The organism is Streptomyces sp. NPDC016851, from assembly GCF_055562795.1.
In genome coordinates, this window is the sequence record NZ_JBVHEP010000006.1 from 13,617 (window position 1) to 40,067 (window position 26,451).

Consider the following 26,451-nt stretch of genomic DNA (forward strand, 5'->3'; position numbering starts at 1 on the left):
ACTGCGTAATTCCGGGGGGTGTACGCCCATGCGTACGAGACCACCCCCGGCCGGGTGAACGGGGAATTCGCCCGGTACTTCTGCAAGGGGGAAACTTGCGCAGACAAGTGAAAAGGGCGTGCGCGGCCACGGTCGCCACAGCTGCAGCCGTGGCCCTGGCGGCGGGTATGACCAGCCCGGCGTCGGCGAACGGCGAGCAGACGACCGCAGCCGCGAAGCCGGCGTCGGTCACCGCCAAGCACCGGGTCACACTGATCACCGGCGACCGGGTCGCCCTGGACGCCAAGGGCCGGGTCATCGGCCTGGAGCGGGCCAAGGGACGCGAGGACATTCCCTTCCAGGTCCGCAAGCTCGACGGCCACACGCTCGTGATCCCGGCCGACGCGGCCCGCCTGGTCGCCACCGGCAAGCTCGACCAGCGGCTCTTCGACGTCACCGAGCTCAACAAGTCCGCGACCCGCAAGGCCCAGAAGAAGGGCCTGAAGGTCATCGTCGGCTACCAGGGCAGCGCCGCGGCCACCAAGGCCGACGTGCGCGACGCCGGCCGGCTGAGCCACTCTCTGAAGACCGTGAACGCCGATGCGGTGCAGACGCCGCAGGAGGACGCGCCCGAGCTGTGGGACGCGGTCACCAACGGTGACAAGACCGCCTCCGGCATCGCGCACGTCTGGCTCGACGGCGTCCGCAAGGCCAGCCTCGACAAGTCCGTCCCGCAGATCGGCGCCCCCAAGGCGTGGGCCGCCGGCTACGACGGCAAGGGCGTGAAGATCGCCGTCCTGGACACCGGTGTCGACGCCACCCACCCCGACCTCAAGGGCCAGGTGATCGGCGCCAAGAACTTCACCACCGCGCCCGACACCACCGACAAGGTCGGCCACGGCACGCACGTCGCCTCCATCGCCGCCGGTACCGGCGCGAAGTCCGGCGGCAAGTACAAGGGCGTCGCGCCCGGCGCGAAGATCATCAACGGCAAGGTGCTCGACGACGGCGGCTTCGGCAGCGACTCCGAGGTCCTCGCCGGCATCGAGTGGGCCGCCGCGGAGGGCGCCGACGTCGTCAACATGAGCCTGGGCGGCGGCGACACGCCCGAGATCGACCCGCTGGAAGCGGCGGTGAACAAGCTGTCCGAGGAGAAGGGCATCCTGTTCGCCATCGCGGCCGGCAACGAGGGCGACTTCGGCGAGCAGACCATCGGCTCTCCGGGCAGCGCCGAGGCGGCCCTGACCGTCGGCGCCGTGGACGACAAGGACGTGCTGGCCGACTTCTCCAGCCGCGGCCCCGGCATGGACGGCGCCCTCAAGCCGGACGTGACCGCGCCCGGCGTGGACATCACCGCGGCCTCCGCCCCCGGCAACCAGATAGCCGCCGAGGTCGGCGAGAAGCCGGCCGGCTACATGACGATCTCCGGTACGTCGATGGCCACCCCGCACGTCGCGGGCGCCGCGGCCCTGCTGAAGCAGCAGCACCCGGAGTGGAAGTACCCCGAGCTGAAGGGCGCCCTCACCGGCTCCACGAAGGGCGGCAAGTACACGCCGTTCCAGCAGGGTTCGGGCCGTATCCAGGTCGACAAGGCCATCAATCAGTCCGTGATCGCCAACCCGTCCACGGTGAGCTTCGGCGTCCAGCAGTGGCCGCACACCGACGACAAGCCGGTCACCAAGGAACTGACGTACCGCAACCTCGGTACGAAGGCCGTCACGCTGAAGCTGGCGTCGACCGCCACCGACCCGAAGGGCAAGGCCGCTCCGGCCGGCTTCTTCAAGCTCGGCGCCACCTCGGTGACCGTCCCGGCCGGCGGCAAGGCCTCCGTCCCGTTCACCGTGAACACCAAGCTGGGCGGCACGGTCGACGGCGCCTACTCGTCGTACGTGACGGCGACGGGCGGCGGCCAGACCGTCCGCACGGCCGCCGCGGTGCAGCGCGAGGTCGAGTCCTACGACCTCACGCTGAAGTTCCTCGACCGTGACGGCAAGCCCTCCAAGAACTACAGCGCCGACCTGGCCGCGGTCTCGGGCCTGGGCAAGGGCAAGTTCTACGCGCCGTACGACGCGGACGGCACCGTCACCATCCGGGTGCCCAAGGGCGGTTACCTCCTCAACACCAACGTCTTCGTGGGCGACGACCCCGAGAAGTTCCAGGGCGTCGACTGGCTCGCCCAGCCCAAGCTGGACGTCACCAAGAACACGACGGTCACGATGGACGCCCGCAAGGCCAAGCCGGTGAACATCACCGTGCCGGACAAGGCCGCCAAGTCGGAGTTCGCCTCGCCCGACTACACGGTGGAGACCAAGGACTCCAGCTACGGCTTCGGCTGGTTCCTCGACTCCTACGCCGACATCCGCACCGCGCACGTCGGCCCGCAGATCACCGACGGTTCCGTGACCCAGCAGTGGGACGGCCACTGGACCAAGGGTGACAAGGAGCAGTACGACGTCACCGGCGGCGGCAAGGTCAAGCAGCTCGCCACCGGCTACACCAAGCACTACAAGGCGAGCGAGTTCGCCACGGTGAAGGCGGGCCTCGGCGCCGCGGCGAAGGGCAAGAAGGGCGCCATCAGCGCCGTCGGCTGGCTGCCGTGGAGCAACAGCGCCTCCTCGATGGGGATCCAGCAGTCCCTGCCCAGCACCCGGACACTGCACCTGTCCACCGCGGGCGATGTGAAGTGGGGGCTGGACTTCTCCCAGTCCGGCGGTGTCGACGAGGACGGCTTCCCGATCGACGAGGCCAGCTACGCGATGGGCACGCACGAGTTCGCCGCCGGCAAGACCTACTCGAAGACCGTCAACACGGCCGTCTTCGGACCGCGTCTCAACGCCGAGTTCGGCCTCTTCCGTGAGGGCGACCAGCTCTACGGCTCCCTGCCGCTGTTCGCGGACGGCAAGGGCAACGCGGGCTACTCGACCTTCTCCGCGGTCGACACGACGCTGTACCGCAACGGCAAGAAGGTCGGCAGCAACGACGACCCGCTGTTCGGCGAGAAGCAGTTCAAGGTCCCGGCCGGTGACGCCGAGTACAAGCTGACGACGTCGGTCAAGCGCAGCGTCAAGGTCGCGGCGGCCTCCACCCGCATCGACGCGAGCTGGACGTTCCGCTCGAAGAAGACCTCCGGCATCAAGCAGCTGCCCGCCTCCACGGTCCGCTTCAACGCGGTCACCGGGCTGGACAGCAAGGTCCCGGCCGGCAAGACGGTCAGCGTCCCGGTCACCGTCGAGGGCGCGGCCAAGGGCAGCAACCTGAAGTCGCTGTCGGTCTACGTGTCGTACGACTACGGCAAGACCTGGAAGAAGCTCACCGTCAAGAAGGGCAAGGTCAGCTTCAAGAACCCGGCGAAGGGGAAGGCCATCTCCTTCCACGCCAAGATCGCCGACAAGAAGGGCAACAAGTCGACGATCTCGATCTACAACGCGTACTACGGCAAGTGAGCCGTCGCCCTGCGCCGCAGGGTGAGCTGTAGTGCCTGTCAGTGAGCGGCCCGTCGGTAGCCTCGGCTTCCGGCGGGCCGTTCCCGTTCACCGGGCCGGCGTGCCGCTCCCCGCGCGGGTCGCGTCCGCGCCCCAGCTCGCCAGCAGCCGCAGGGCCTCCGCCGACGGGGAGCCCGGTTCCGCGTGGTACGTGAGCAGGGACTGTTCGCCGTCGTCGACCAGGCGGAACGTCTCGAAGGACAGGGTCAGGTCGCCGACGAGCGGGTGCCGCATCCGCTTGACGCCGTAGCTCTTCTCCTTGACGTCGTGCGCGGCCCACAGCCGGCGGAACTCCTCGCTCTTCACGGAGAGCTCACCCACCAGGGCGGACAGCCGCGGGTCGTCCGGATGGCAGCCCGCGTCCATGCGCAGATAACCGACGATGTCGGACGCCTTCTGGTCCCACTCGACGAACAGCTCGCGGTAGTCGGGCCTGAGGAACACCAGCCGTGCCCAGTTCCGCTCCGGCGCCGGCAGCTCCGCCCAGTCGCCGAAGAGGGCCGCGGCCATCCGGTTCCAGGCCAGGATGTCCGAGCGGCGCCCGACGACGTACGCCGGGACGGCGTCGATCGAGTCCAGCAGATGCTGCAATGCGGGCCGTACCTGCTGGGCCCGCGCCGCCTGCTTCTTCTTGTGCTGCTTGGGCTTCGCCAGGTGCATCAGGTGGGCGTGCTCGGCGCCGGTCAGCCGCAGGGCGCGCGCGATCGCGTCCAGCACCTCCGCCGAGACGTTGCGCCCGTTGCCCTGCTCCAGGCGGGTGTAGTACGCCACGGACACCCCGGCCAGCTGGGCGAGCTCCTCGCGGCGCAGCCCGGGCACCCGCCGCCGCCCGAAGTCGGGCAGCCCCACGTCCTCCGGCTTCAGCCGGGCCCGCCGGGTGCGCAGGAACTCACTGAGCTCGGCACGCCGGTCCAGGCCCCCGCCGGTCTGCGGTGCGGGCTCCTGTACGGGTTCGGGCTGTTCGTCCATGCCCTCCAGTATTCACGGTCGTACGCACACGAGCCTGACCCCGCCAGTGGTACGCACGCTGTGCGTACGCAAAACCGTGGCCTGGGTAGACGCTCGCGGGTTTGGCACGCTCGGGATCGTGCCCGGTCAGAACATCCAGAAGGCAGCCGGGCACGGAACCCCGCTAGGAGAACCCCCGGCATGACCACTGTTGCTGCGTACGCCGTCCCCGCGCCCAAGGCCCCGCTGGAGCGCACCACCATCGAGCGCCGCGAGGTCGGCGAGTACGACGTCCTGATCGACATCAAGTTCGCCGGAATCTGCCACTCCGACATCCACCAGGCCCAGGAGGGCTGGGGTGAGGGCATCTTCCCGATGGTCCCCGGCCACGAGATCGCCGGTGTCGTCTCCGAGGTCGGCCCGGGCGTCACGAAGTTCGCCGTCGGCGACCGTGTGGGCGTCGGCTGCATGGTCGACTCCTGCCGCGAGTGCGAGAACTGCAAGGCCGGCCGTGAGCAGTACTGCGTCAAGGGCAACGTCCCGACGTACAACGGCATAGGCAAGGACGGCGAGCCCACCTACGGCGGCTACTCGCAGAAGGTCGTCGTCGACGAGAACTTCGTCGTCCGCATCCCCGACGGCCTCTCCCTCGACGTCGCCGCGCCGCTGCTGTGCGCCGGCATCACCCTCTACTCCCCGCTCAAGCGCTTCGGCGCCGGTCCCGGCAAGAAGGTCGCGATCGTCGGTCTGGGCGGCCTCGGCCACATGGGTGTGAAGATCGCCCACGCGCTGGGTGCCGAGGTGACGGTGCTGTCGCAGTCCCTGCGCAAGCAGGAGGACGGCCTGAAGCTGGGCGCGGACCACTACTACGCCACCAGCGACCCGAAGACCTTCGAGGAGCTGGCCGGCACCTTCGACCTGATCGTCTCCACGGTCTCGGCGCCGCTGGACTTCAACGCCTACCTCTCGCTGCTGAAGACCGAGGGCACGCTGGCCAACGTGGGCGCCCCCGAGGAGCCCATCGCCCTCAACCTCTTCTCGGTGATCGGCGGTGGCAAGACCCTCGCCGGTTCCATGATCGGCGGCATCGCGGAGACCCAGGAGATGCTGGACTTCTGCGCCGAGCACGGCCTCGGTGCCGAGATCGAGCTGATCAGCGGTGACCAGATCAACGAGGCGTACGAGCGGGTGGTCGCCAGCGATGTGCGCTACCGGTTCGTGATCGACACCGCGACCATCTGAGACCGATCGGTTTTCCGTCTTCGCCCCCAGGGCGTGTCCGTGAAGTCCCGTCGTCCGCCCGGAGGGCCCCGGCAGCGCGCCGGGGCCCTCCGGGCGTTCGTGATGCACGAGGAGGTGCCCACGGGGTACACATGGGGGAGTGCTCCGGGGGGTTCGCCAGGTACGTCAGGGGAGGCCCGCCATGACCGTGCAGCTGAACCACACCATCGTCGCCGCGCGTGACAAGCGCGTCTCGGCCCGGTTCCTCGCCGACATCCTGGGGCTGGACGTGGCCCCGCCCTACGGCCCGTTCCTCCCGGTCGAGATCCCCAACGGCGTGACCCTCGACTACATGGACAGCCCCGGCGCCATCACGCCGCAGCACTACGCCTTCCTCGTCTCGGAGGAAGAGTTCGACCAGATCTTCGCCCGGATCCAGGAGGCCGGTCTGACGTACTGGGCGGATCCGTTCCACAGCCGTCCCGGCGAGATCAACCACCACGACGGCGGCCGGGGCGCCTACTTCGACGACCCAGACGGCCACCGCCTGGAGATCATCACCCGGCCGTACGGCAGCGGCGGCCGAGCCGTCGGCTGAGCCGTCGCGTCCCCCGGTGTCAGCGGGCCGCCGACTGGTCCCGCTGGTCCTGCTCGCCGAAGGTCCACACGGCGCGGGGCCCCGGGCCGACGACGAGGGCCGAGTGACCGATCCGCTCCTCGTGCCGGTACGACACCGGCGTGTTCAGCGACATCTCGACCTGCCGCAGACCCACCTGGTCGAGCGGCACGGCGTCGAACCGCAGTGTGGTGCCGCCGCCCTTCGCGACGGCGCCCCCGCCGGGCAGGGACCGGACGGCGAACCCGCCGGCCTTCAGCAGCGGCAGCGTGTTGGCGAGGTCCCGGGCGGTCACCGCGAGCCGGACGCCGGTCACGTCCCGCATCAGGTGGTCGCGGTAGCCGTCGGACAGGTAGCGCTCCCGGCCCACGTCACCGGGGCGCGCGGCGGGCTCGGTGTTGCTGCGCGGGTCGGCGAAGTACTCCGGCCGGTACTCCATGCCCCAGGCGCCGAAGAGGTCGTACTCCGCGGTGGTGAAGACGGCGTCGAACCAGGGCACGGGGACGCCGTCGCCGAAGTCGCGGGTCTGCCGGAACTCGACGGGGTCGCTGATCCCCAGCTCGCGCAGCCGCGCGGTCACCGTCGCCAGGTCGCCCTCCCGCTCGGCCGACACGCCCATGCCGGTGGCGCCGAGGGTGCCGTCCTTGCCGGGGACGTCGCCGATCCCGAACAGCTCCAGGTAGGTCTCGCGGCCCAGCAGGTAGCGGCCGGTCCAGGTCTGCCCGCCGGCCCCGGTCGTGGTGCGGACCTGGAAGTTCGCGAAGTCCCGGAGGTAGTCGGAGTGCTCGATGGCGTCGGCGGTCTCCCGGTCGAGGACACCGTAGGCGTGGTTGTAGAACAGGAGCTGCCGTCCGCCGTCCTCGGCATGCGCGGAGCTCACCCCGCCCTGGAGCGCCCCCGCGAGGGCCAGGGCGACGACCATGATCATCTGTAAGGCTCGTCCGACCGTCATGCGCAGGAGCGTAGAGCGGGAGGAATCGCTTCCGCTGAGCATTGCGGCGTTTGTCGGGTCAGTGGCCCTGCTCAGTGGTCCTTGCGCAGTGGGTCGTGGGTCAGTGGCCCTCGGTCAGGGGGCTCCTGCCCGCCCATGTCGAGGCGGAACGGCGGGTACTGGTCGGTCATCAGGGCGGCGTACGCGGTCACCCGGGCACACCAGCGGGCGAGGCCGAGCAGGAAGTCGAAGAGGTGCCGCGGATAGCGGGCGGTGAACAGCAGGACGACCACCGCGACCAGCGAGAGGAAGGGCATCAGCCCCGTGCCCCGCCAGCCGTCCCCGTCGTCCCAGCCCCAGCCCCAGCCGCCGCCCACGAACATCGCGACGACGATGTACTGCGGGATCGCCAGCAGCCACCACTTGACCAGCACCAGGCCGCGCGAGAGCCGCTCGGGGTAGGCCACGTCGAAGCGGGCCGGATAGCCGGGCACGTCGGCCAGGGTGAACGGCGGGTACCGGTCGGTGCCGAGCGCGGTGTGGGCGTAGTAGCTGACCCGCCAGTTCCACCGCAGCACGCCGACGTTGAAGTCGAAGAGGGGCCGGGGATACCGGGCGGTGAACAGGATGGCGAAGAACGCGACGACGCTCACGAGGGCGAACGCGATCCACAGGAAGAACAGCACGATGTAGTGCGGGACGGCGAGCAGCCACTTCACCAGCCACAGCCATCGGGACAACCGGTCGTCGACGGACGCCTCCAGGCGCACGGGCGACGTGGTGACAGGAACCATGGGGCGGCACTCCCTTCGCCTGCAGGCTCGCAAGCGAAGGGGAGCCCCGCGACCCGGGCGGGGCCGTTCGTGCGTTCGGGTTCTTTCCTGTGTTCGGACCGGTTCGTGCGGCCGGGACCGTTACGACGGGACGGGGGCGGCGCTGTCCGGCTCGTCGGTGCCGTCCGGTTCAGCGGCGCTGTCCCCCGGTTCCTGCGGCGGTTCGCCGAGCTGCTCGCGCACGTAGTTCCAGACCACCGCGATCAGCGCGGCGACGGGGACGGCGAGCAGGCTGCCCACGATGCCGGCCAGGCTGCCACCCAGTGTCACCGCCAGCAGCACGACGGCGGCGTGCAGGCCCAGCCCCCGGCTCTGGATCATGGGCTGGAAGACGTTGCCCTCCAGCTGCTGCACCACGACGATGATGATCAGCACGATCAGCGCGTCCGTCAGGCCGTTGGAGACGAGCGCGATCAGGACCGCGACGAAACCGGCGAACAGGGCGCCGATGATCGGCACGAACGCGGACACGAAGGTCAGCACCGCCAGCGGGAGCACCAGCGGCACGCCCAGGATCCACAGGCCCAGCCCGATCAGGACGGCGTCGAGCAGGCCGACGGCCGCCTGGGACCGTACGAAGGCGCCCAGCGTGTTCCAGCCGCGCTCGAACACCGTCGGGACGTCGGCGGCGAGCCGGCCGGGCAGCTGACGGGAGAGCCACGGCAGGAACCGCGGGCCGTCCTTGAGGAAGAAGAACATCAGGAAGAGGGCGAGGACGGCGGTGACCAAGCCGTTCACCACGGTGCTCACGCCCGTGACGACAGCGCCGACCATGCTGCCGACACCCTCCTGGGCGCGGGCGACGGCGGTGTCGAAGGCCTTGTTGATCTGGGCGTCCCCGATGTTCAACGGCGGCCCGGCGGCCCACTCGCGCATCTTCTGGATGCCCTCGACCACGCCGTCGGTCAGCTGACCGGACTGAGATGCCACGGGCACGGCGATCAGCGCCACGACACCCGCGGCGACCAGCAGGAACAGCACGGTCACCACCGACGCGGCGAGCGCGGGCGGCCACCCGCGCCGACGCAGGAAGCGGGCCGCGGGCCAGGTCAGCGTGGTCAGCAGCAACCCGACGACGAGCGGCCAGACCACCGACCACATCCGCCCCAGCAGCCACAGACCCACTGCAAGCATCACAAGCACCAGCAGCAACTCTGCGGAGACGCGGGCGGATATCCGGAGCGCGTCACGGGTTTTCGTGGAACTCAAAGGCGCAGTCACGGAGGCACTTTATTGCCACGAAGCCCTCTTGCCACGGCCGATCACTCCGATACGGTAGCGGCGCGGTGCGAACCATACGGGGTGAAGGGACGCAACGATGGCTGAGCCGTTCGCTGAGTACCGAGAGGTCAAGGCCGCCGATCCGTTGCGGCAGGGAGACGTCCTGGAGGCCGCGGACGGGGGAGCGACGATGTGGCGGCGCCACCTCCTCGTCATGACGGCCGACTGCGACTTCGCCTACGCCAAGCACCAGGGGCGTGTCACCTGTGTCCCCCTGCTCGCCGCGGACGAGTACCTCCTGGAGATGCAGATCCCCAAGATCCGCGAGCAGCTCGTCAAACAGCAACTGAAGGAACTGCGCCAGATCTTCTCGAAGACCACGGTGCCCGCCATCGGCGACCGGCGACTGAGGGAGTGGGCGAGTGAACAGGCGCCCGCGGACATCGTCAGAATGCTCGAACTGGGTCAGGCGGACGCGCAGAAGGCAAGGGCCGCCCTCGAAGCCATCGGCATCATGGACGCGCTGCCGCACAGTCTCAAGGAGAGTGTCGACCTGCTGGTGAAGGCGCAGCTCGTCGGTGCCGGCCCGCCGAAGCACGACAGCGCGGTGAAGAAGGTCGTGAACCACTTACGAGGGGTGTACGCACAGCCACCGGGCGACGCACTCTTCCTGTCGGCGATCGGACCCGGACAGGAATCCGGCTACTTCGCTTATCTCCGTCAGATCGAGCAGGTCTGGGAGCCCGATATCGCGCGCGGGCCGTCGCACACGGAGGTCGCGTACCGCCGGATCTCGCGGATGCGGGACCGGTTCACACACGCCCTCGTGCAGAGATTCGCGATGGTGTTCATGTCGATCGGTCTTCCGCAGCAGTACGAAGAGCTTCGTGATCTGCATGCAGCGATTCAGGGGGACAGTCTCGGATGAAGCCGCTGGTCACCACCGTTCGCGCGCTGAGTGAGCTTGCCACCGGGCTGTCGCCCGACGCCGTCGCGTCGTCAGCGGTGCTCTTCGAATACAGCACGGACGAACTGGACTTGCTGATCGCCGCGGACGACGACGAAGGAGTCCAGCGCATCGTCGTGATGCGCGACAAGAACGTCAAGGAGCGTTTCGTCCCGGAGCATCTCGTCGGCATGAGGAGAGACGTTCTGAGCCGCATGGCGAGTTTCGCCGAGCGGGCGCGGAGCACCGGGCCGCTCTCTTTACCGCGCCAGTGGCACCAGTACAAGTACAACAACTTCATCGCCTTCCGGTCGGCGCCGAGGTTCGACGCCCAGGCGAGCCGCTGGATCACGGAGGTGACCCCCGGCGAGCGCGCGGACATCATCTTCTGGGGAACCACCACGTCGGACAAGAAGTCGTCGCTGGAGGACTTCGGCTCCAAGCGGCCGACCCCGCCCGCGCTGGACGGCGCCTGGACAACGGCCGTCGCAGCCGCACGGGAGCACTTCTCACAGGCGCGCTCTCAACCCGCTGACGTGGAGATCAGCCTTCCGGCTCTCGAACAGTCGACGACCAAGGGCTGGACCTTCGAGCAGTGGAAGGAGGCCGTCAGCCAGGAGCAGCGTGCGTTCATCGACGCGAACACCGACAAGTCGATACGGCTGCGCGGCCCGGCGGGATCGGGCAAGACGGTCGCCCTGACGCTGAAGGCGATCCGCGAGGTCCTCAACTCCCGCGAAACCGGTGCGGATGTACGGGTCCTCGTCGTGACGCACAGCTGGGCATTGGCGGCTCAGATCTCGGACTCCATCGACTCGATGGGCCTCGGACTGCTGCAGGAGATCGATGTCTTCCCCCTGCTCGAAATAGCGAGGATGATTTCCCCTCAGTACGTCCAGGACGTCTCCTCCGGTTTCAGTCTGATCGGCGAGGACAGCCTCAGCGGAAAACAGGCTCAGCTGGACGAGATCCAGGACGTGCTGGCCGAGTTCATCACCGGGGACTGGATCACCTACAAGGCGAGCGTCAGCGAAGGGCTGCGCGAGAGATTCGACTCGCCGCAGGAGGGCGAACGGCGCGCTCTCGCCTGGGATCTGCTCATCGAGTTCGGATCCGTCATCGGCGCCGCGGCCATCTTTCCCGGGGCCGGGTCCGACCTGCGCTATTTCCAACTCCCGCGCGCTTCCTGGATGCTTCCCCTCAACACCCGGGAAGACCAGCGCGTCATCTTCGAGTTGTACACGCGCTACTGGGCGAGCCTCGACAAGCGCTCACGCACCACGTCCGACCAGGTGCTGGCGGACTTCCTGATCCATCTGTCGACCAACACCTGGAATCGTGCCCGTCGGGTGCAGGGCTACGACCTGGTGTTCGTGGACGAGTTCCATCTGTTCAGTCCGCTGGAGCGGCAAGTGCTCCACTATCTGACCCGGGACACCTCGGTCTACCCACGCGTCTTCATGGCCGTGGACCCCCGGCAGTCACCTTCCGAGGCCTTCATCGGACTGGCCGCCGACGAGACGAAGTCGTCGAGCGGGGTGCCGACGGACGACAACCTCGGTGACGTCGCGAACTTCGAGCTGACGACCGTCCACCGCTTCACCCCGCAGATCCTCGAACTCATCAAGCACGTCCATCACGAATTCCCCACGCTCGATCTCGGCGAGGAATGGGACATCGACTTCACCAGGGTGGAGTCGGCGCAGGCGGACGGCTCCCTGCCGCGCCTGGTCTCCGCGGCTTCGCGGAGCGGCGAGGACGATGACATCGTCCGTGCGGTACAGGCCCTCTACCCGTCGGGCCGGCTGGCGCTCGCGGTGGTCGACTCCCGGCAGTGGACGAGGTTCAGCGCGCTCGCTTCCCGGATCGGGCACTCCGGCAAGTTCCACGTGTCCACCGTTTCCGGGCGGTCCGACATCGAGGGACTCGGCTATCGGCGCCGTGGGCTCGTCGTCGGGACTGCGGAGTACCTCGCGGGACTGCAGTTCGACTCGGTGCTCGTGGCCGGAGTCCCGGATCTGAACGCGTCCGCCCAGAACGCGAACGAACGCATCCGGTACCTGTCGTTCCTCTACCTCGCGCTCAGCCGGGCGCAGGAAGAGGTACGCGTCTTTGTGAACGAGGACGACGGCGGGGCGCCCGAGGTCCTCCTCCGAGCAGTCACCAACGGGCTGATGCGGTCGGACCGGGGGAGTCTCGTCTAGGCGCCTGCGGAGTCTCGTCCAGGGGTGACGCCGGTCGTCACCCCTCGGCCTTGGCCACGCCGATCGGGCAGGACACGCCCGTACCGCCGATGCCGCAGTAGCCCGCCGGGTTCTTGTCCAGGTACTGCTGGTGGTAGCCCTCCGCCGGGTAGAACGGACGGCCCTCCGCCGGGACGATCTCCGTGGTGATCTCGCCGTGCCCGGACGCGGTGAGGACCCTCTGGTAGGCGTCGCGGGAGGCCTTGGCGGTGGCCGCCTGCTCCGGGGTGTGGGTGTAGATCGCCGAGCGGTACTGCGTGCCCACGTCGTTGCCCTGGCGGAAGCCCTGCGTCGGGTCGTGGGACTCCCAGAACGTCTTCAGGAGGCGCTCGTACGAGATCACCTCGGGGTCGTAGACCACGCGGACGACCTCCGTGTGGCCGGTCAGGCCCGAGCAGACCTCCTCGTACGTGGGGTTCTCCGTGTGACCGCCCTGGTAGCCGGCCAGGGTCGTCCACACCCCTGCCGGGAGCTGCCAGAACTTGCGCTCGGCGCCCCAGAAGCAGCCCAGGCCGAAATCGGCGGTCTCAAGGCCCTCGGGGTAGGGACCGAGCAGCGGGTTGCCGAGAACGGTGTGGCGGTCGGGGACCGAGAACGCCGGCTCCGGGCGGCCGGGCAGCGCCTGCTCGGGGGTCGGCAGCTGGGGCGTACGGCTGTGCAGGAACATGCGGTCTCCAATCGGCACGACACCCACGCGGGGCGACGCCCTGTTCAACGCGCGAGGGGCGGGTGGAATTCCGGCCGGAGACCCTGCCCAGGGGGCCGGGCCCACGCCCCGGGCCTTCGCCCCGCTCGCGGTTCAGTGCGGGAGGCTCGCCGGGCTGCCGCCGTTCGCCTCGTAGCCCGCCACCGCCAGAGCCCGGTACACCGCGAACTCCGCCGCCGGGTCGGCGGACAGCGTCCAGGGCAGGGCGCCGACATGGCCGTCGATGTGCACCAGCTGGCTCATGGCCTCCGACCAGCGCTCGCTGCGGACCAGGAAGAAGACCAGCATGTGCCGTACGTGCGCCAGCATCGGGTCGTCGGCGCGGGCCGAGTGCACCGCGTGCAGCGCGCCGTGGACCGCCTTCGTGACGACCTCGGTCTGCCAGAAGCTGCTGACCAGGGTCACCTCGGGGAGGTGCTCGAACACGGCGAAGAGGGGCATCGCCGCCAGGAGGGAGCCCTTGGGCGCGCGGGCCGCCGCGGCCTCCGCGAACTCGTACGCCAGCGCACGCGAGCCGTGCCACTTCTCGCACCAGAAGTGCAGCGCGGCCAGGTGCGCTCCCATGTGGGCCGGGGCGCGGTCCAGGATCTTCAGCCAGAGCTGCTCGAAGTCCTTCTGGGAGTAGCCCAGCCCGCGGGCCACCGACAGCTCCACGATGTACGGGATCGGGTCGCCGGGAGCCAGCAGCGCCGCCTCACCGCACGCCGCCTTCGCCTCCTCCATGATGATCCGGAACTCGTCCGTCCCGGGCGTCGCCGTCCGCCACGCCTGCTGCACCAGGAACTCGGCGTGCACCGCGGCCCCGCCCGCGTCCTTGGGGGCCTCGGTCCGCCACACCCGCAGCCACTGCCCGCCCGGCGCCTCGCTCACCCCGCCGGGACGCTGTTGCAGTTCCAGCGAGGCCGCGCCCGCGAAGGCCTGCACGCGCTGCCAGCGGCGCTCGCCCTCCGTCTCCGTACCGGCGAGGAGCTGCTGGGCCGCGCGGTAGTCCTGCGTGCGCTGCACCACGTCCAGCACGTCCAGCAGGTCCTGGTCGGGGCCGGGCATGCGGATGTCCAGCTCCTCCTCGCGGACGAAGCCGTAGTTCGCCGGGTCCGCGGCGTCCGGGTGGTCGGGCGAGACCAGACCGATCGCGGCCCCGCGCCTGCGCCGCAGGAAGGGGAGCAGCACGAAACCCAGCATGACCAGCGCGATCAGGACCCAGAGAATCTCCATGCAACAAGCGAACCAGACCGCGCCGACAATTGGCCAACCTGGTCCGCGAACCTGTGGAAAACCGGGCCCAGCCCGTCCCGCTGCCCTGTGGAAATCCCCGCTCCCGGGCACTCAGTGCGTCGGCGCACTACCCTCGGTGCTCATGAGCGACAGGCATATCAGTCAGCACTTCGAGACGCTCGCGATCCACGCGGGCAACACCGCCGACCCCCTGACGGGCGCGGTCGTCCCGCCGATCTACCAGGTGTCGACGTACAAGCAGGACGGCGTCGGGGGCCTGCGCGGCGGCTACGAGTACAGCCGCAGCGCCAATCCGACCAGGACCGCGCTGGAGGAGAACCTCGCCGCCCTGGAGGGCGGCCGCCGGGGTCTCGCGTTCGCGTCCGGGCTGGCGGCCGAGGACTGCCTGCTGCGTACGCTGCTCAGGCCCGGTGACCACATGGTCATTCCCAACGACGCCTACGGCGGCACGTTCCGCCTCATCGCCCAGGTCGTCGCCCGCTGGGGAGTGGAGTGGTCGGTCGCCGACACCAGCGACCCGGCCGCCGTACGGGCCGCGATCACCCCGAAGACCAAGGCCGTGTGGGTGGAGACCCCCTCCAACCCGCTCCTCGGCATCACGGACATCGCCGCCGTCGCTCAGGTCGCCCGGGACGCCGGCGCCCGCCTCGTCGTCGACAACACCTTCGCCACGCCCTACCTCCAGCAGCCGCTCGCGCTCGGCGCGGACGTCGTCGTGCACTCGCTGACCAAGTACATGGGCGGCCACTCGGACGTCGTCGGCGGCGCCCTGGTCACGGACGACCCGGAGCTGGGCGAGGAGCTGGCCTTCCACCAGAACGCGATGGGCGCGGTCGCCGGGCCCTTCGACTCCTGGCTGGTGCTGCGCGGCACCAAGACCCTCTCCGTGCGCATGGACCGGCACAGCGAGAACGCGGCGAAGATCGCCGACATGCTCACCCGGCACGCGCGCGTGTCGAGCGTCCTGTACCCGGGCCTGCCGGAGCACCCCGGTCACGAGGTCGCCGCCAAGCAGATGAAGTCGTTCGGCGGCATGGTCTCCTTCCGCGTGGCGGGTGGCGAGGAGGCGGCCGTCGAGGTCTGCAACCGCGCCAAGGTGTTCACGCTGGGCGAGTCCCTGGGCGGCGTCGAGTCGCTGATCGAGCACCCCGGCCGGATGACGCACGCCTCCGTGGCCGGCTCGCTCCTGGAGGTGCCCGGCGACCTGGTGCGGCTGTCCGTCGGCATCGAGAACGCCGACGATCTGCTGGAAGACCTCCAGCAGGCGCTCGGCCAGTAAGAACCGGGCGGGGTCACCAGCCGGTGAGGGGTGGGGTCGTGTCCGACGGCGGCTCCACCCACGGGCGGGCTGTCAGCGCCCACACCGTGAACGCCACGGCCGCCGCGAACATCAGCAGCCACAGCAGGCGCCGGGCGACCGTCCTGCGCCGCAGCATCCGGTTGCCCCGGCGCACCGCCTCCGCGTGAATCTCGGGCGGCACGGGCCGCGACGGCGCCTGCTCCAGCAGCCGCCGTACGGCCGCGTCGCGGTCGTTCCCGCTCATGACGGCACCGCCTTCGCGGCCGTCACTGCCGGGGCCGGGCCCCGCGCGCGGTGCAGCAGGGTCGTCGTCGCCCGGTGGCAGACGGCCCGTACGCGCTCCGGAGACAGGCCGAGCAGGGCCGCCGTCTGCTCCTCGGCGACGCCCTCGTAGAGCATGAGCACCACGATGAGCCGCTCCTGCGGGCCGAGCGGGGCCAGGGGGCTCGCCGGGTGCGGCCGGGAGCGGCCGGGACCGCCGTAGTGGTGCCACGCGCCGCGCGCGAAGCGGGTCGCCAGATACTGCCGGGTGCGGTCGTACGGATCCTCGCCGCGCAGCCGGTCCCAGCACGCGTACGTGTGCGCCAGCGACAGGGTCAGCAGGCGCCGCGCGCGGGGGTTGTCGTCCGGGCCCTCCGCGGTCAGCAGGGTCGCGGCGTGCAGCAGCCGCCCGGCCGCGCCCGCGACGAACGCCTCGAACTCCCGGGCCCGGCGGGTTGCCCGGGACGCGTGCCGCTCTCGCATCGCGCCTCCCGCCCGACGGCGACCTTGAGGATGCGGGCCCGGCCGGGTACACGCGCGACGGCCGCGTACGACGGGGACCCGGTCTCATATCAGGCCAGGGGTGGCCCCGAGGTCAAGAGCCGCGCACCGAGTGGGACGGCGGACGGCGGCGACAGAAGCGGGCCGGAACCCCACCCGGGCCCGACCGGCCGCCTGCCACAGGTGTGTCGCGGCCCGCCGGCGGACGGCGTCGGCGTCCCGCCCGCTGCACCGGCCACGCGCGCGTGGGGGTCAGGACGGCGACTGCGCCTCCGGCTCCGGCACTCCCTGGACCGCCATCCGGGCGGACAGCGCGCTGTTGAAGCGCGTGAGCAGCGAGCAGAACGCCTCGCGCTCCTCCGGCTGCCAGTCCTCGGTCAGCTCGGCCATCAACTGCCGCCGGGACGAGCGGACTTCCTCCAGCCGCGCCTGCCCGCGCGGGGACAGCTGGAGTACCACCGCACGCCCGTCCTCGGGGTGCGAGGTGCGCTTGACGAGGCCGGTGTCGACGAGCGGAGCCACCTGCCGGGTGACCGTCGACGAGTCGATCCCCATGCTCGCGGCGAGGGCCTTGACGCCCATGGGGCCTTCCTTGTCGAGACGGTTGAGCAGCAGGTACGCGGCGCGGTCCATGGAGTTGCGCACCTGCCCGACCCCGCCGAGCCGGGTCTGTTCGGCACGGCGCGCGAACACCGCCACCTCGTGCTGGAGGGTGTCGAGAAGACCGGTGTCACCGACGGTCGTCATGTCCATCGACATTTCAGGTGTTGTGGGCATGGCCGGGGGCTCACTTCGTGAAGGGCTGGCTGATTGGGGGACAGGGTACGCGGCCGGGAGGCGGGCCGTACCGGCGCTGCGCAAAGCGGGTCTCGGACGTTGGTCACAACGGCCGTTCCCGTTCGTGAACTGCGATGCTGGAGTCATGAGCTACAGCACGGCGGACTCCTTGCGGCCCGTCACCCTCGACGACGTGCGCGGCGCCCAGAAGATGCTCTCGGGCGTGGCGCGGGTGACCGCGATGGAGGGCAGCAGGCACCTGTCCCAGATGGTCGGCGCGCCGGTGCACCTCAAGTGCGAGAACCTCCAGCGGACCGGGTCGTTCAAGCTGCGCGGCGCCTACGTCCGGATCGCCGGTCTGCTGCCCGAGGAGCGCGCCGCCGGTGTCGTCGCCGCGAGCGCCGGCAACCACGCGCAGGGCGTGGCCCTGGCGTCCGCGCTGCTCGGCGTGCGCTCCACGGTGTTCATGCCGAAGGGCGCCCCGCTGCCCAAGGTCAGCGCCACCCGGGACTACGGGGCGGAGGTGCGGCTGCACGGCCAGGTGGTCGACGAGACGCTGACCGCCGCGCAGGAGTACGCGGCCGAGACGGGCGCGGTGTTCATCCACCCCTTCGACCACCCCGACATCATCGCGGGCCAGGGCACGGTCGGCCTGGAGATCCTGGAGCAGTGCCCCGAGGCGCGCACGATCGTGGTCGGCATCGGCGGGGGCGGGCTGGCCGCCGGGATCGCGGTGTCGGTGAAGGCGCTGCGGCCGGACCTGCGGATCGTGGGCGTCCAGGCGGAGGGCGCGGCGGCCTATCCGCCGTCGCTGGCGGCGGGCCGGCCCGTCACGGTGGAGAATCCGGCGACGATGGCCGACGGCATCAAGGTCGGGCGGCCCGGCGACGTGCCGTTCGGGATCGTCGGCGATCTGGTCGACGAGGTGCGGACGGTCAGCGAGGACGAGCTGTCCGCCGCGCTGCTGCTGTGCCTGGAGCGCGCCAAGCTGGTCGTGGAGCCGGCCGGGGCGAGCCCGGTCGCGGCGCTGCTGAGCCGGCCCGACTCCTTCGAGGGGCCGGTCGTCGCCGTGCTGTCCGGCGGCAACGTCGATCCGGTGCTGATGCAGCGGGTGCTGCGGCACGGCATGACCGCGCAGGGCCGCTACCTGGCCGTCCGGCTGCGGCTGACGGACCGGCCCGGAGCTTTGGCCACACTTCTGGGCGTGTTGTCAGTGGTCGACGCTAACGTCCTCGATGTGAGCCATGTACGGACCGACCCACGGCTCGGGCTCACGGAGGCGGAGGTCGAGCTGCACCTGGAGACGAAGGGCCCGGCGCACTGCGCCGAGGTGGGCCAGGCGCTGCGCGAGGCGGGCTACACGGTCATGAGCTGACCGCCTGCCGAGCCCGACGCGCCGGGCTCAAGATCCTTTCGTCGCAGGAGTACAACGCGGAAAGCCTCATTGTGAGACGCGATACATCGCGTTATGGTGTGTCGTGAAGCGTGATCCCCTGTCCGGCACTCCCCGAAGACGCGGAGATTCATATGCCAGCCGCCATCCATGCCGAAGGGCTGGTCAAGACCTTCGGTGACGTAAGGGCCTTGGACGGAGTCGACCTCGACGTGCCCGAGGGCACGGTCCTCGGCCTGCTCGGGCCGAACGGCGCGGGCAAGACGACCACCGTCCGCTGCCTGACCACCCTGCTGCGCCCCGACAGCGGCCGGGCGGTCGTCGCGGGCATCGACGTGCTCAAACAGCCCGACGCCGTCCGCCGCTCCATCGGCCTGTCCGGCCAGTTCGCGGCCGTCGACGAGTACCTGACCGGCCGCGAGAACCTGTACATGGTCGGCCGGCTCTACCAGATGAAGGCGAAGGCGGCGAAGGAGCGCGCGGCCGAACTGCTGGAGCAGTTCCACCTCGCGGACGCGGCCGACCGCCCCACCAAGACCTACTCCGGAGGCATGCGCCGCCGGCTCGACCTCGCGGCGGCCCTCGTCGTCTCGCCGCCCGTGATGTTCATGGACGAGCCGACGACCGGCCTCGACCCCCGCAACCGCCAGCAGCTGTGGGAGGTCATCAAGCAACTGGTCTCCGGCGGCACGACGCTGCTGCTGACCACGCAGTACCTGGAAGAGGCCGACCACCTGGCACACGACATCGCGGTGGTCGACCACGGCAAGGTCATCGCCCAGGGCACCTCCGACCAGCTCAAGGCCCGCACCGGCGGCGAGCGCGTCGAGGTCGTCGTGCACGAGCGCGAGCACATCCAGGCCGCCGCCGAGGTGCTCACCGGCTTCGGCAAGGGCGACACCACGATCGAGGAGCACATGCGCAAGCTCACCGCGCCCGTCACCGGCGGCGCCAAGCTCCTCGCCGAGGTCATCCGGGAGCTGGACACCCGGGGCATCGAGATCGACGACATCGGCCTGCGCCGGCCGACCCTCGACGACGTCTTCCTGTCGCTGACGGGACACGTCGCCGAGGCGAAGAACGAGGACGACGACGAGGAGGCCGTGAAGTGAGCGCCGTCACCGACACCGTGCGGGTCGCGCCGGCCGCGAACCCGGTCAGCCAGTCGATCCGTGACTCGCTGGTCGTCGCGCAACGCAACCTGATCCGCATGTCCCGGATCCCGGAAATGATCATCTACGGACTGATCCAGCCGATCATGTTCGTGGTGCTGTTCACCTACGTCTTCGGCGGTTCCATGCAGATCGGCAGCAGCACCAGCGCCGTCGACTACAAGAACTTCCTGATGGCGGGCATCTTCGCGCAGACCGTCACGTTCGCCACCGCCAGTTCCGGCGCCGGTATCGCGGACGACATGCACAAGGGCCTCATCGACCGCTTCCGCTCCCTGCCCATGGCGCGCGGCGCGGTGCTCACCGGGCGCACCCTCGCCGACTCCGCGCAGACGGCCCTCACCCTGGTCGTCCTCGCGGTCGTCGCCCTCCTGGTCGGCTGGCGCGTCGGGTCGGACGGCGACACCAACGCCGGCAAGGTGCTCGGCGCCTTCGGCCTGCTGCTCCTGCTCGGCTACGCGTTCACCTGGATCGGCGCCCTGATCGGCATGTCCGTGCGGACCCCGGAGGCGGCCACGTCCAGCGGGCTGATCTGGCTCTTCCCGGTCACCTTCATCTCGAACGCGTTCGTGGACACCAGCCACATGACCCCGTGGCTGCGCCACATCGCCGAGTGGAACCCCTTCAGCGCCACGGTCCAGGCCTGCCGCGTGCTGTTCGCCAACCCGGGCCAGTCCTCGTCGGACGCCTGGCCCATGCAGCACCCCGTGTGGGCCTCGCTGATCTACTCGATCCTGATCCTGGTCGTCTTCCGGACACTGGCGGTGCGCAAGTACCGGTCCGCGACGGCATGACGACGCCCCCGGCGCCGCGAGGACGCCGGGGGCGGGTCAGGCCTTCGGCAGGGGCGGTTCAGCCCTCGTACGGCTCGGCCTTGAGGATCTTCACCGAGGCCTTCTTGCCGTTCGGCAGTTCGTACTGCGCGTCCTCGCCGACCTTGTGGCCGATCACGCCGGTGCCCAGCGGGGACTGCGGGGAGTACGTCTCGATGTCGGCGCTCGCGTACTCGCGCGAGGCGAGCAGGAACGTCAGTGTGTCGTCCTCGTCACCGTCGAAGGCGATCGTGACGACCATGCCGGGCGCCACGGCACCGTCCGCCGCGGGCGCCTCGCCGACCTTGGCGCTCTCGAGGAGCTGGGTGAGCTGGCGCACACGGAGTTCCTGCTTGCCCTGCTCCTCCTTGGCTGCGTGGTACCCGCCGTTCTCACGCAGGTCGCCCTCCTCGCGCGCGGCGGCGATCTTCGCGGAGATCTCAGCCCGCGCGGGACCAGTAAGGTACTCAAGCTCAGCCTTGAGCTTGTTGTACGCCTCCTGGGTCAGCCAGGTGACGTTCTCGCTGGTCTGGGTCACAGGTGCTCCTCGTAGGTACTGGGAATACAAAGCATCGCCCTACCCAGAAGCATGTTCCTTCACGGATGGGCGAAACCACGAGCCTAACAATTCAGGGGCAGAAGGGGGAGGACATAAGCCACCAGTTTCACGTCAACGCAGGTCAGGCGCTACGTATTCCAGGTGACCCGGGCGGGGTCTCAGCCGGTGTGGCAGCCCAGCAGCTCGGCCGTCGTCCCCGGGGAGGTCGTACGGAGCGTGACGACCTTGTCGATGCGGGTGGCGTCCCCGTCGAAGCGGAAATCGGCCCGGCCGACCTCGGCGCCGTCCTCGGCCTGCGAGCGCACGGTGCAGTAGCCCTCGGCACCGGCGTCCTTGCGGACCTCCAGGTGCACCTGCACGGACTCCTTGCCGGGCTCGAAGCTGATCACCTCGGCGCTGATCTCGCTCTGGGCGACGTAGTGGTAGCCGAACCAGCCGACGAGCCCCAGCAGCGCCGCCGCGAGGACAGCGCCGACGATCTTGAGCGTGCGGTCGGCGCGCTCGTCCGAGGCACGGCCGTAACGCCCCTCGGGCAGTCGCGTGCTCGCCGTACTCATGATCGTCCTCCAGACAGGGCCGGGACGAACGCCCCGTAAAGGCGACCCGGGACCGGGGCCCGGAATTATTCGCCCCCCGGTTCGGTCACTATAGAAGCCGCTGATTGCGCCGACGCACACAGGGCGCCGACTTACTGAGGAATGAGTCTTGACTGACCAGTTGCGACTGATGGCCGTTCACGCCCACCCCGACGACGAGTCGAGCAAGGGCGCGGCGACCATGGCCAAGTACGTGTCCGAGGGGGTGGACGTGCTGGTCGTGACCTGCACGGGCGGGGAACGCGGCTCCATCCTCAATCCGAAGCTCCAGGGGGACAAGTACGTCGAGGAGCACATCCACGAGGTACGCAAGAAGGAGATGGACGAGGCCCGGGAGATCCTGGGCGTCAAGCAGGAGTGGCTCGGCTTCGTCGACTCGGGCCTGCCCGAGGGCGACCCGCTGCCGCCGCTGCCGGAGGGCTGCTTCGCCCTGCAGGACGTCGACCACGCGGCTGGTGAGCTGGTGCGGAAGATCCGCGCCTTCCGCCCCCAGGTGATCACGACCTACGACGAGAACGGCGGCTACCCGCACCCCGACCACATCATGACCCACAAGATCTCGATGGTGGCGTTCGAGGGGGCGGCGGACACCGAGAAGTACCCGGAGGCCGAGTACGGCCCCGCGTACCAGCCGCAGAAGCTCTACTACAACCAGGGCTTCAACCGCCCCCGCACCGAGGCGCTGCACCAGGCGATGCTCGACCGGGGTCTGGAGTCGCCCTACGGGGACTGGCTCAAGCGCTGGGACGAGTTCGGCATGAAGGAGCGCACGCTCACCACGCACGTCCCCTGCGGCGATTTCTACGAGATCCGTGACAAGGCGCTGATCGCGCACGCCACGCAGATCGACCCCGACGGCGGCTGGTTCAAGGTCCCGATGGACATCCAGCAGGAGGTCTGGCCGACGGAGGAGTACGAGCTGGCGAAGTCCCTCGTCGATACCTCCCTCCCCGAGGACGACCTCTTCGCGGGCGTCCGCGACAATGCCTGACATGAGCGCAAGCGCAAGCCTGGCAATGACGCACCTCGTCACCTTCGCCAAGGAGGTCGACGAGGACAAGGTCACCCCCGGCGTCCTCGGCTTCATCGTCTTCGCGGCGATGGCCCTGGCGGTGTGGGCCCTGATGAAGTCCATGAGCCGGCACATGAACAGGGTCGACTTCACACAGGTCCCGGACCCCAAGGCCGAGCAGGCGGAGCAGGCCGAGCAGACGGAGCCGGAACCCGCGGACGCGGAGGCCTCCGGCCAGGGCAAGCAGAAGCAGGACTGACGTCCCTCCCGGGGCGGGGCGATGCGCCTCTCCCCGGGAGGACACCCGTCGGCGGCCGACCGCCGCCGACGGGTGCGTCGCGCGCCCGCCCTGAGGGTGTCCCTAGGCCTTCGACTCCACGGCCACCCCCATCACCTCCCGCGCATGCCGGTTCGGCACCATGCCCAGGCGCCAGGCCTGCCAGCCCGCCTCCAGGGTCACGCCGCGTTCCAGCAGCAGGGCGTACGCGTCGAGGTAGTCGTCCAGTTTCCGGTCGCGCAGCGGATGGCTCGCGCGGGACAGCTGGGCCAGTTCCTCCTGGGCCACGGCCGTGCCGACCTCCATGCCGCCGGGGGCCGCGTACGGCAGCAGGGTGCAGCGCAGGAAGCGGGCCCAGTCCTCGCCCCGGCGGTCGCCGTACGACGCGAAGAGGCCGGCCGCCTCGTCGCACAGGGCCAGGGCCTGCTGGGTGCGGGCGTTGCCCGCGTCCACCACCGCCAGCTCCAGGCAGGTCCACGCCTCGCCGTGGGCGACGCCGATGCGCTGGAAGTCGGCGCGGGCGTCCACCAGCAGCTGGCGGGCGAAGCCGGAGTTGCGCAGGGAGCCCGTCTGGGCGGCGCGCTGGTCGCGGGTGACGCGGGCCGAGTGGTGGCGGGCGCAGGCCAGGCCGTAGACGTCCCGCATGCGGGAGAACATCGTGCGGGAGCGTTCCAGTTCGCGGACGGCCTGGTCCAGGTTGCCCGTCTCCTCCAGGGCCTGGCCCAGGTAGTAGAGGGTCCAGGCCTCGCCGCGCGCGTCCTCGTTGTCCCGGTGCCGGGCGGCCGCGCCGCGCAGTTCCTCCACGGCCGGCGACGCGTCACCGGCGACCAGCAGGGCGCGGGCCAGCTGGGTCAGGGCCCAGGCCTCGCCGCGGGCGTCGCGGGTGCGGCCGTACAGCTCCAGGGCCGCCCGCAGCTCGGCCTCGGCGCGCGGGACGTCGCCCATGCGCAGGCCCAGCTGGCCGAGCTGGAAGTGCGCCCAGGCCTGGCCGTGCACGGACTCGCCCCGCCGGTGCAGCACCAGCGACTCGGTCAGCAGGTCCAGCGCCTCCGCCACCCGGGCCCGGTCCCGCTCCACCGCAGCCAGGGCATGCATCGTCCACGCCCGGTCCGTCGCCAGCTCGAGGGAGGACTGCAGGGCCAACGCCTCGCGGAGCTTCGCCGACGCCTCCGTCAGATTGCCCTGGTGGTGCAGGGTGATGCCGAGGGAGCACAGGGCCCGGGCGGCCCCCGCGTCGTGATGGGCCTCCCGGTACAGGTCGACGACCGAGGCGAGAGTCGTCCGCGCCTTGTCCAGTTCGCCGAGCTGCCGTGCCGCGATGCCGGTGCGCCACTGCACCGAGCGGACCAGCAGGCCCTCGTCCACCGCCTGGGCCAGCTCGCTGATCTCGCCCAGGCGGTAGAGGTCGCCGCGCAGCAGGCAGTAGTCGCACAGGGCGCCCAGGAGGTTCAGGACCGCCGCCTGGTCCACGCCCTCGGCGTGCCGCAGCGCCGCCGTGATGAAGCTCGACTCGTCGTCCAGCCAGCGCAGCGCCTCGTCGAGGGAGGGGAAGCCGTACGGGCTGAAGCGGTTCGTGCGCGTCGACATGTTGCCGTCGACCATGCGCAGCACCGAGTCGGCCAGCTCGGCGTAGTTCACGATCAGCCGTTCCTGGGCCGCCGTGCGCTCGGCTGATTCCTCCTCGTCGAGGAGCCGGGCCTGGGCGAAGGCGCGGACCAGGTCGTGCAGCCGGTAGCGGTCGCCGCGGACGTGGTCGATCAGGCCCGCGCGGGTCAGGGCCTGGAGGTGGCGTTTCGCCTCCGCCTCGTCGGTGGCCAGCAGCGCGGCGGCCGCGGCGGCGCCCAGCGAGGCCCGGCCGGCCAGGGCCAGGCGGCGCAGCAGCCGCCGTACGGGCTCCGGCTGGTCGGTGTAGCGCAGCCACAGGGCGCGCTCGACCGGATCGACCGGGCCGTACGCCTCGAGGTCCGTGGCGAGCGCGCGCGGGGAGCGCGGGCCGAGGCAGGAGCCGGCGATGCGCAGCGCCAGCGGCAGCCCGCCGCACAGCTCCCGGACCCGGTCGGCGGACTCGGCGTCGTACGGCCCGGAACGGTCCTGGGCCGCCGCGCCCAGCAGTTCCTCCGCACCCGCGGCGTCCAGCGGCGCCACGGGCAGCTGGTGCACCCGCGCGGGCAGCTCGCCCAACTCCAGCGGGCCCCGCGCGGTCACCAGCACCAGGCTGTCGGACCGCTCCGGGACCAGGGCGCGGACCTGCCCGGCGTCCGAGGCGTCGTCCAGGACGACCGTGACCGGCAGGCCGGTCAGATGCTGGTGGTACAGCTCGCTCAGCCGTTTGACCTGCTGGTCGGGGGAGGAGCGCTCGCGGAACAGCAGTTGCTCGCGGGGTGCTCCGAGCCGGTTGAGCAGGTGCAGCAGGGCGTCGCGGGTGGACAGCGGGGACTCGCCCGGGCCGTCGGCGCGCAGGTCGACGACGCAGGCGCCGCGGAAGTAGTCCTTCAGTTCGTGCGTGGCGTGCACCGCGAGGGTCGTGCGGCCGCTGCCGGGCGTGCCGTGCAGGACGACCACCGTCGGCTGGGTCTCCGTGCTCGCCCGGGCCGCCTGCACCCACTGCCGGATCTGCGCCAGCTCGTGCCGCCGCCCCGCGAACGGCTCAGCCGGTTCGGGGAGCTGCGCGAAGGACTGCTCCAGCACATTGCGCCCGCGTGCCGCCGCGCTCTTGTCGGCGCCCCGCAGCCGCGGCCCGGTCTTCTTCGGCCCCGTGGAGGCGGCGAGCACCCGCTGCTGGTCCAGGAACGGCCGGATGCCCCGCACCTCCAGTGCCGTCAGCCACTGCAGCCGCAGCTGTTCGGGCCCGCCCGGCTGGCTCGCGGCCCCGGCCCGGTGGTGTGCGGCCGGCAGATGCGAGCCGACGACCTTCACGACGGTCGCCGCGGCGCCCACGACACCCACGGTCAGGCCCGCGCCCAGCGCCGTCCCGGTGTCCGTGCCGAGGGCCATGTCGGCGACGACGGCCGCGACCGCCGCGACCCCGGCCACCAGGAGCGGTGTCCCGCCGCCCTCGCGGGCGTAGCGCTGCCCGAAGGTGAGCTGACCGGCCGCCGCCTCGTCCAGGGCGCGCGTGTAGGCCTCGTACTCCTCGGCCGCGCTCTGCGCCATGGCGTCGAGCGCCCCGCGCGCCCGCGCGAGCAGCACCTTCCCGTCCGTGCGCCCGCCCGTCCGGCGCACCTCCTCCTCCACGGCCCGTGCCAACAGCCGCTCGGCATCCGCCCGATGACTGTCCCGCATGTCACGTCCCCCTCCGGCGGCACCGGCGTACCTGAGTCGTCGTACCGGTCGTTTCCTTGGTCAAGTGTGCTGCCCGCGGCGCATCGGGGCGAGGGGGCGTGCCCGGCCCGATTATGTGAAGACCCGGGCGGGTTGAGGCGCCGCGCG

At 70.6% G+C, this 26,451-nt stretch carries 23 protein-coding genes; 11 read left to right on the top strand and 12 right to left on the bottom strand.

Features of this window, described 5'->3' with window-relative positions:
* Positions 1 to 107: 107 nt before the first annotated feature.
* Complete coding sequence (locus ACZ3I3_RS11660) at positions 108 to 3,422, top strand: S8 family peptidase (protein ID WP_467364543.1); 3,315 nt, start codon at positions 108 to 110, stop codon at positions 3,420 to 3,422.
* Between the two features lie 87 nt (positions 3,423 to 3,509).
* Here ACZ3I3_RS11660 and ACZ3I3_RS11665 read toward each other — a convergent pair whose 3' ends face one another.
* On the bottom strand, positions 3,510 to 4,430 hold the full coding sequence (locus ACZ3I3_RS11665; RefSeq protein WP_467364303.1) for a helix-turn-helix domain-containing protein: 921 nt from the start codon (positions 4,428 to 4,430) through the stop codon (positions 3,510 to 3,512).
* Between the two features lie 180 nt (positions 4,431 to 4,610).
* Between ACZ3I3_RS11665 and ACZ3I3_RS11670 the strand changes: the two genes are divergently transcribed.
* Together ACZ3I3_RS11670 and ACZ3I3_RS11675 are read left to right on the top strand one after the other, a co-directional pair.
* The gene (locus ACZ3I3_RS11670; RefSeq protein ID WP_467364304.1) at positions 4,611 to 5,651 is read left to right on the top strand and encodes an NAD(P)-dependent alcohol dehydrogenase; all 1,041 of its coding nucleotides are present in this window, start codon (positions 4,611 to 4,613) and stop codon (positions 5,649 to 5,651) included.
* 181 nt (positions 5,652 to 5,832) lie between these two features.
* Positions 5,833 to 6,228 carry a VOC family protein gene (locus tag ACZ3I3_RS11675; RefSeq protein WP_467364305.1) on the top strand — a complete coding sequence of 132 codons (396 nt, stop codon included), beginning with the start codon at positions 5,833 to 5,835 and terminating at the stop codon, positions 6,226 to 6,228.
* A gap of 19 nt (positions 6,229 to 6,247) precedes the next feature.
* On the opposite strand, the gene ACZ3I3_RS11680 is transcribed toward ACZ3I3_RS11675, so the two are convergent.
* From ACZ3I3_RS11680 to ACZ3I3_RS11690, 3 genes are all read right to left on the bottom strand, one after another.
* On the bottom strand, positions 6,248 to 7,174 hold the full coding sequence (locus ACZ3I3_RS11680; RefSeq protein WP_467364544.1) for a DUF5829 family protein: 927 nt from the start codon (positions 7,172 to 7,174) through the stop codon (positions 6,248 to 6,250).
* Positions 7,175 to 7,269: 95 nt separating this feature from the next.
* Complete coding sequence (locus tag ACZ3I3_RS11685; protein ID WP_467364306.1) at positions 7,270 to 7,971, bottom strand: DUF4389 domain-containing protein; 702 nt, start codon at positions 7,969 to 7,971, stop codon at positions 7,270 to 7,272.
* 120 nt (positions 7,972 to 8,091) lie between these two features.
* Positions 8,092 to 9,219: an AI-2E family transporter gene (locus tag ACZ3I3_RS11690; RefSeq protein WP_467364545.1), complete on the bottom strand. Its 1,128-nt coding sequence runs from the start codon at positions 9,217 to 9,219 to the stop codon at positions 8,092 to 8,094.
* A 109-nt stretch (positions 9,220 to 9,328) separates the two neighbouring features.
* Here ACZ3I3_RS11690 and ACZ3I3_RS11695 point away from each other — a divergent pair, with 109 nt between their 5' ends.
* The gene (locus ACZ3I3_RS11695; RefSeq protein WP_467364307.1) at positions 9,329 to 10,159 is read left to right on the top strand and encodes a hypothetical protein; all 831 of its coding nucleotides are present in this window, start codon (positions 9,329 to 9,331) and stop codon (positions 10,157 to 10,159) included.
* Positions 10,156 to 12,381: a UvrD-helicase domain-containing protein gene (locus ACZ3I3_RS11700; RefSeq protein WP_467364308.1), complete on the top strand. Its 2,226-nt coding sequence runs from the start codon at positions 10,156 to 10,158 to the stop codon at positions 12,379 to 12,381. Before ACZ3I3_RS11695 ends, ACZ3I3_RS11700 begins: the two co-directional genes overlap by 4 nt.
* A 37-nt stretch (positions 12,382 to 12,418) precedes the next feature.
* Here ACZ3I3_RS11700 and msrA read toward each other — a convergent pair whose 3' ends face one another.
* Positions 12,419 to 13,087, bottom strand: coding sequence for a peptide-methionine (S)-S-oxide reductase MsrA (msrA, locus tag ACZ3I3_RS11705; protein WP_467364309.1), 669 nt, complete (start codon positions 13,085 to 13,087; stop codon positions 12,419 to 12,421).
* A 132-nt stretch (positions 13,088 to 13,219) separates the two neighbouring features.
* Complete coding sequence (locus ACZ3I3_RS11710) at positions 13,220 to 14,341, bottom strand: hypothetical protein (protein ID WP_467364310.1); 1,122 nt, start codon at positions 14,339 to 14,341, stop codon at positions 13,220 to 13,222.
* Positions 14,342 to 14,483: 142 nt separating this feature from the next.
* Here ACZ3I3_RS11710 and ACZ3I3_RS11715 point away from each other — a divergent pair, with 142 nt between their 5' ends.
* Positions 14,484 to 15,641, top strand: coding sequence for a cystathionine gamma-synthase (locus ACZ3I3_RS11715; RefSeq protein ID WP_467364311.1), 1,158 nt, complete (start codon positions 14,484 to 14,486; stop codon positions 15,639 to 15,641).
* A 13-nt stretch (positions 15,642 to 15,654) separates the two neighbouring features.
* Here the strand turns inward: ACZ3I3_RS11715 and ACZ3I3_RS11720 are convergent, their stop codons facing one another.
* From ACZ3I3_RS11720 to ACZ3I3_RS11730, 3 genes are all read right to left on the bottom strand, one after another.
* Positions 15,655 to 15,906, bottom strand: coding sequence for a hypothetical protein (locus ACZ3I3_RS11720; RefSeq protein ID WP_467364312.1), 252 nt, complete (start codon positions 15,904 to 15,906; stop codon positions 15,655 to 15,657).
* Complete coding sequence (locus ACZ3I3_RS11725) at positions 15,903 to 16,406, bottom strand: SigE family RNA polymerase sigma factor (protein ID WP_467364313.1); 504 nt, start codon at positions 16,404 to 16,406, stop codon at positions 15,903 to 15,905. The genes ACZ3I3_RS11720 and ACZ3I3_RS11725 overlap by 4 nt, the downstream gene beginning before the upstream one ends.
* A gap of 270 nt (positions 16,407 to 16,676) precedes the next feature.
* Complete coding sequence (locus tag ACZ3I3_RS11730; protein ID WP_356928033.1) at positions 16,677 to 17,183, bottom strand: MarR family winged helix-turn-helix transcriptional regulator; 507 nt, start codon at positions 17,181 to 17,183, stop codon at positions 16,677 to 16,679.
* Between the two features lie 163 nt (positions 17,184 to 17,346).
* On the opposite strand from ACZ3I3_RS11730, the gene ilvA reads away from it, so the two are divergent.
* The 3 genes from ilvA to ACZ3I3_RS11745 all read left to right on the top strand — a co-directional run bounded on the left by ilvA (position 17,347) and on the right by ACZ3I3_RS11745 (position 20,560).
* Positions 17,347 to 18,576, top strand: coding sequence for a threonine ammonia-lyase (gene ilvA / locus ACZ3I3_RS11735; protein ID WP_467364314.1), 1,230 nt, complete (start codon positions 17,347 to 17,349; stop codon positions 18,574 to 18,576).
* Between the two features lie 152 nt (positions 18,577 to 18,728).
* Complete coding sequence (locus tag ACZ3I3_RS11740; protein WP_467364315.1) at positions 18,729 to 19,706, top strand: ATP-binding cassette domain-containing protein; 978 nt, start codon at positions 18,729 to 18,731, stop codon at positions 19,704 to 19,706.
* Entirely contained in the window at positions 19,703 to 20,560 is an 858-nt protein-coding gene (locus ACZ3I3_RS11745; RefSeq protein WP_356927969.1) for an ABC transporter permease, read from the top strand. The genes ACZ3I3_RS11740 and ACZ3I3_RS11745 overlap by 4 nt, the downstream gene beginning before the upstream one ends.
* Before the next feature lie 58 nt (positions 20,561 to 20,618).
* Here ACZ3I3_RS11745 and greA read toward each other — a convergent pair whose 3' ends face one another.
* On the bottom strand, positions 20,619 to 21,116 hold the full coding sequence (greA, locus tag ACZ3I3_RS11750; protein WP_086842376.1) for a transcription elongation factor GreA: 498 nt from the start codon (positions 21,114 to 21,116) through the stop codon (positions 20,619 to 20,621).
* A gap of 179 nt (positions 21,117 to 21,295) precedes the next feature.
* Positions 21,296 to 21,694, bottom strand: a complete 399-nt coding sequence (locus ACZ3I3_RS11755; protein ID WP_467364316.1) for a DUF4307 domain-containing protein — start codon at positions 21,692 to 21,694, stop codon at positions 21,296 to 21,298.
* A gap of 148 nt (positions 21,695 to 21,842) precedes the next feature.
* Between ACZ3I3_RS11755 and mca the strand changes: the two genes are divergently transcribed.
* Positions 21,843 to 22,724: a mycothiol conjugate amidase Mca gene (gene mca / locus ACZ3I3_RS11760; RefSeq protein WP_467364317.1), complete on the top strand. Its 882-nt coding sequence runs from the start codon at positions 21,843 to 21,845 to the stop codon at positions 22,722 to 22,724.
* Entirely contained in the window at positions 22,717 to 23,004 is a 288-nt protein-coding gene (locus tag ACZ3I3_RS11765; RefSeq protein WP_467364318.1) for a hypothetical protein, read from the top strand. The genes mca and ACZ3I3_RS11765 overlap by 8 nt, the downstream gene beginning before the upstream one ends.
* A gap of 102 nt (positions 23,005 to 23,106) precedes the next feature.
* On the opposite strand, the gene ACZ3I3_RS11770 is transcribed toward ACZ3I3_RS11765, so the two are convergent.
* Entirely contained in the window at positions 23,107 to 26,304 is a 3,198-nt protein-coding gene (locus ACZ3I3_RS11770; protein ID WP_467364319.1) for a tetratricopeptide repeat protein, read from the bottom strand.
* Between the last annotated feature and the right edge of the window lie 147 nt (positions 26,305 to 26,451).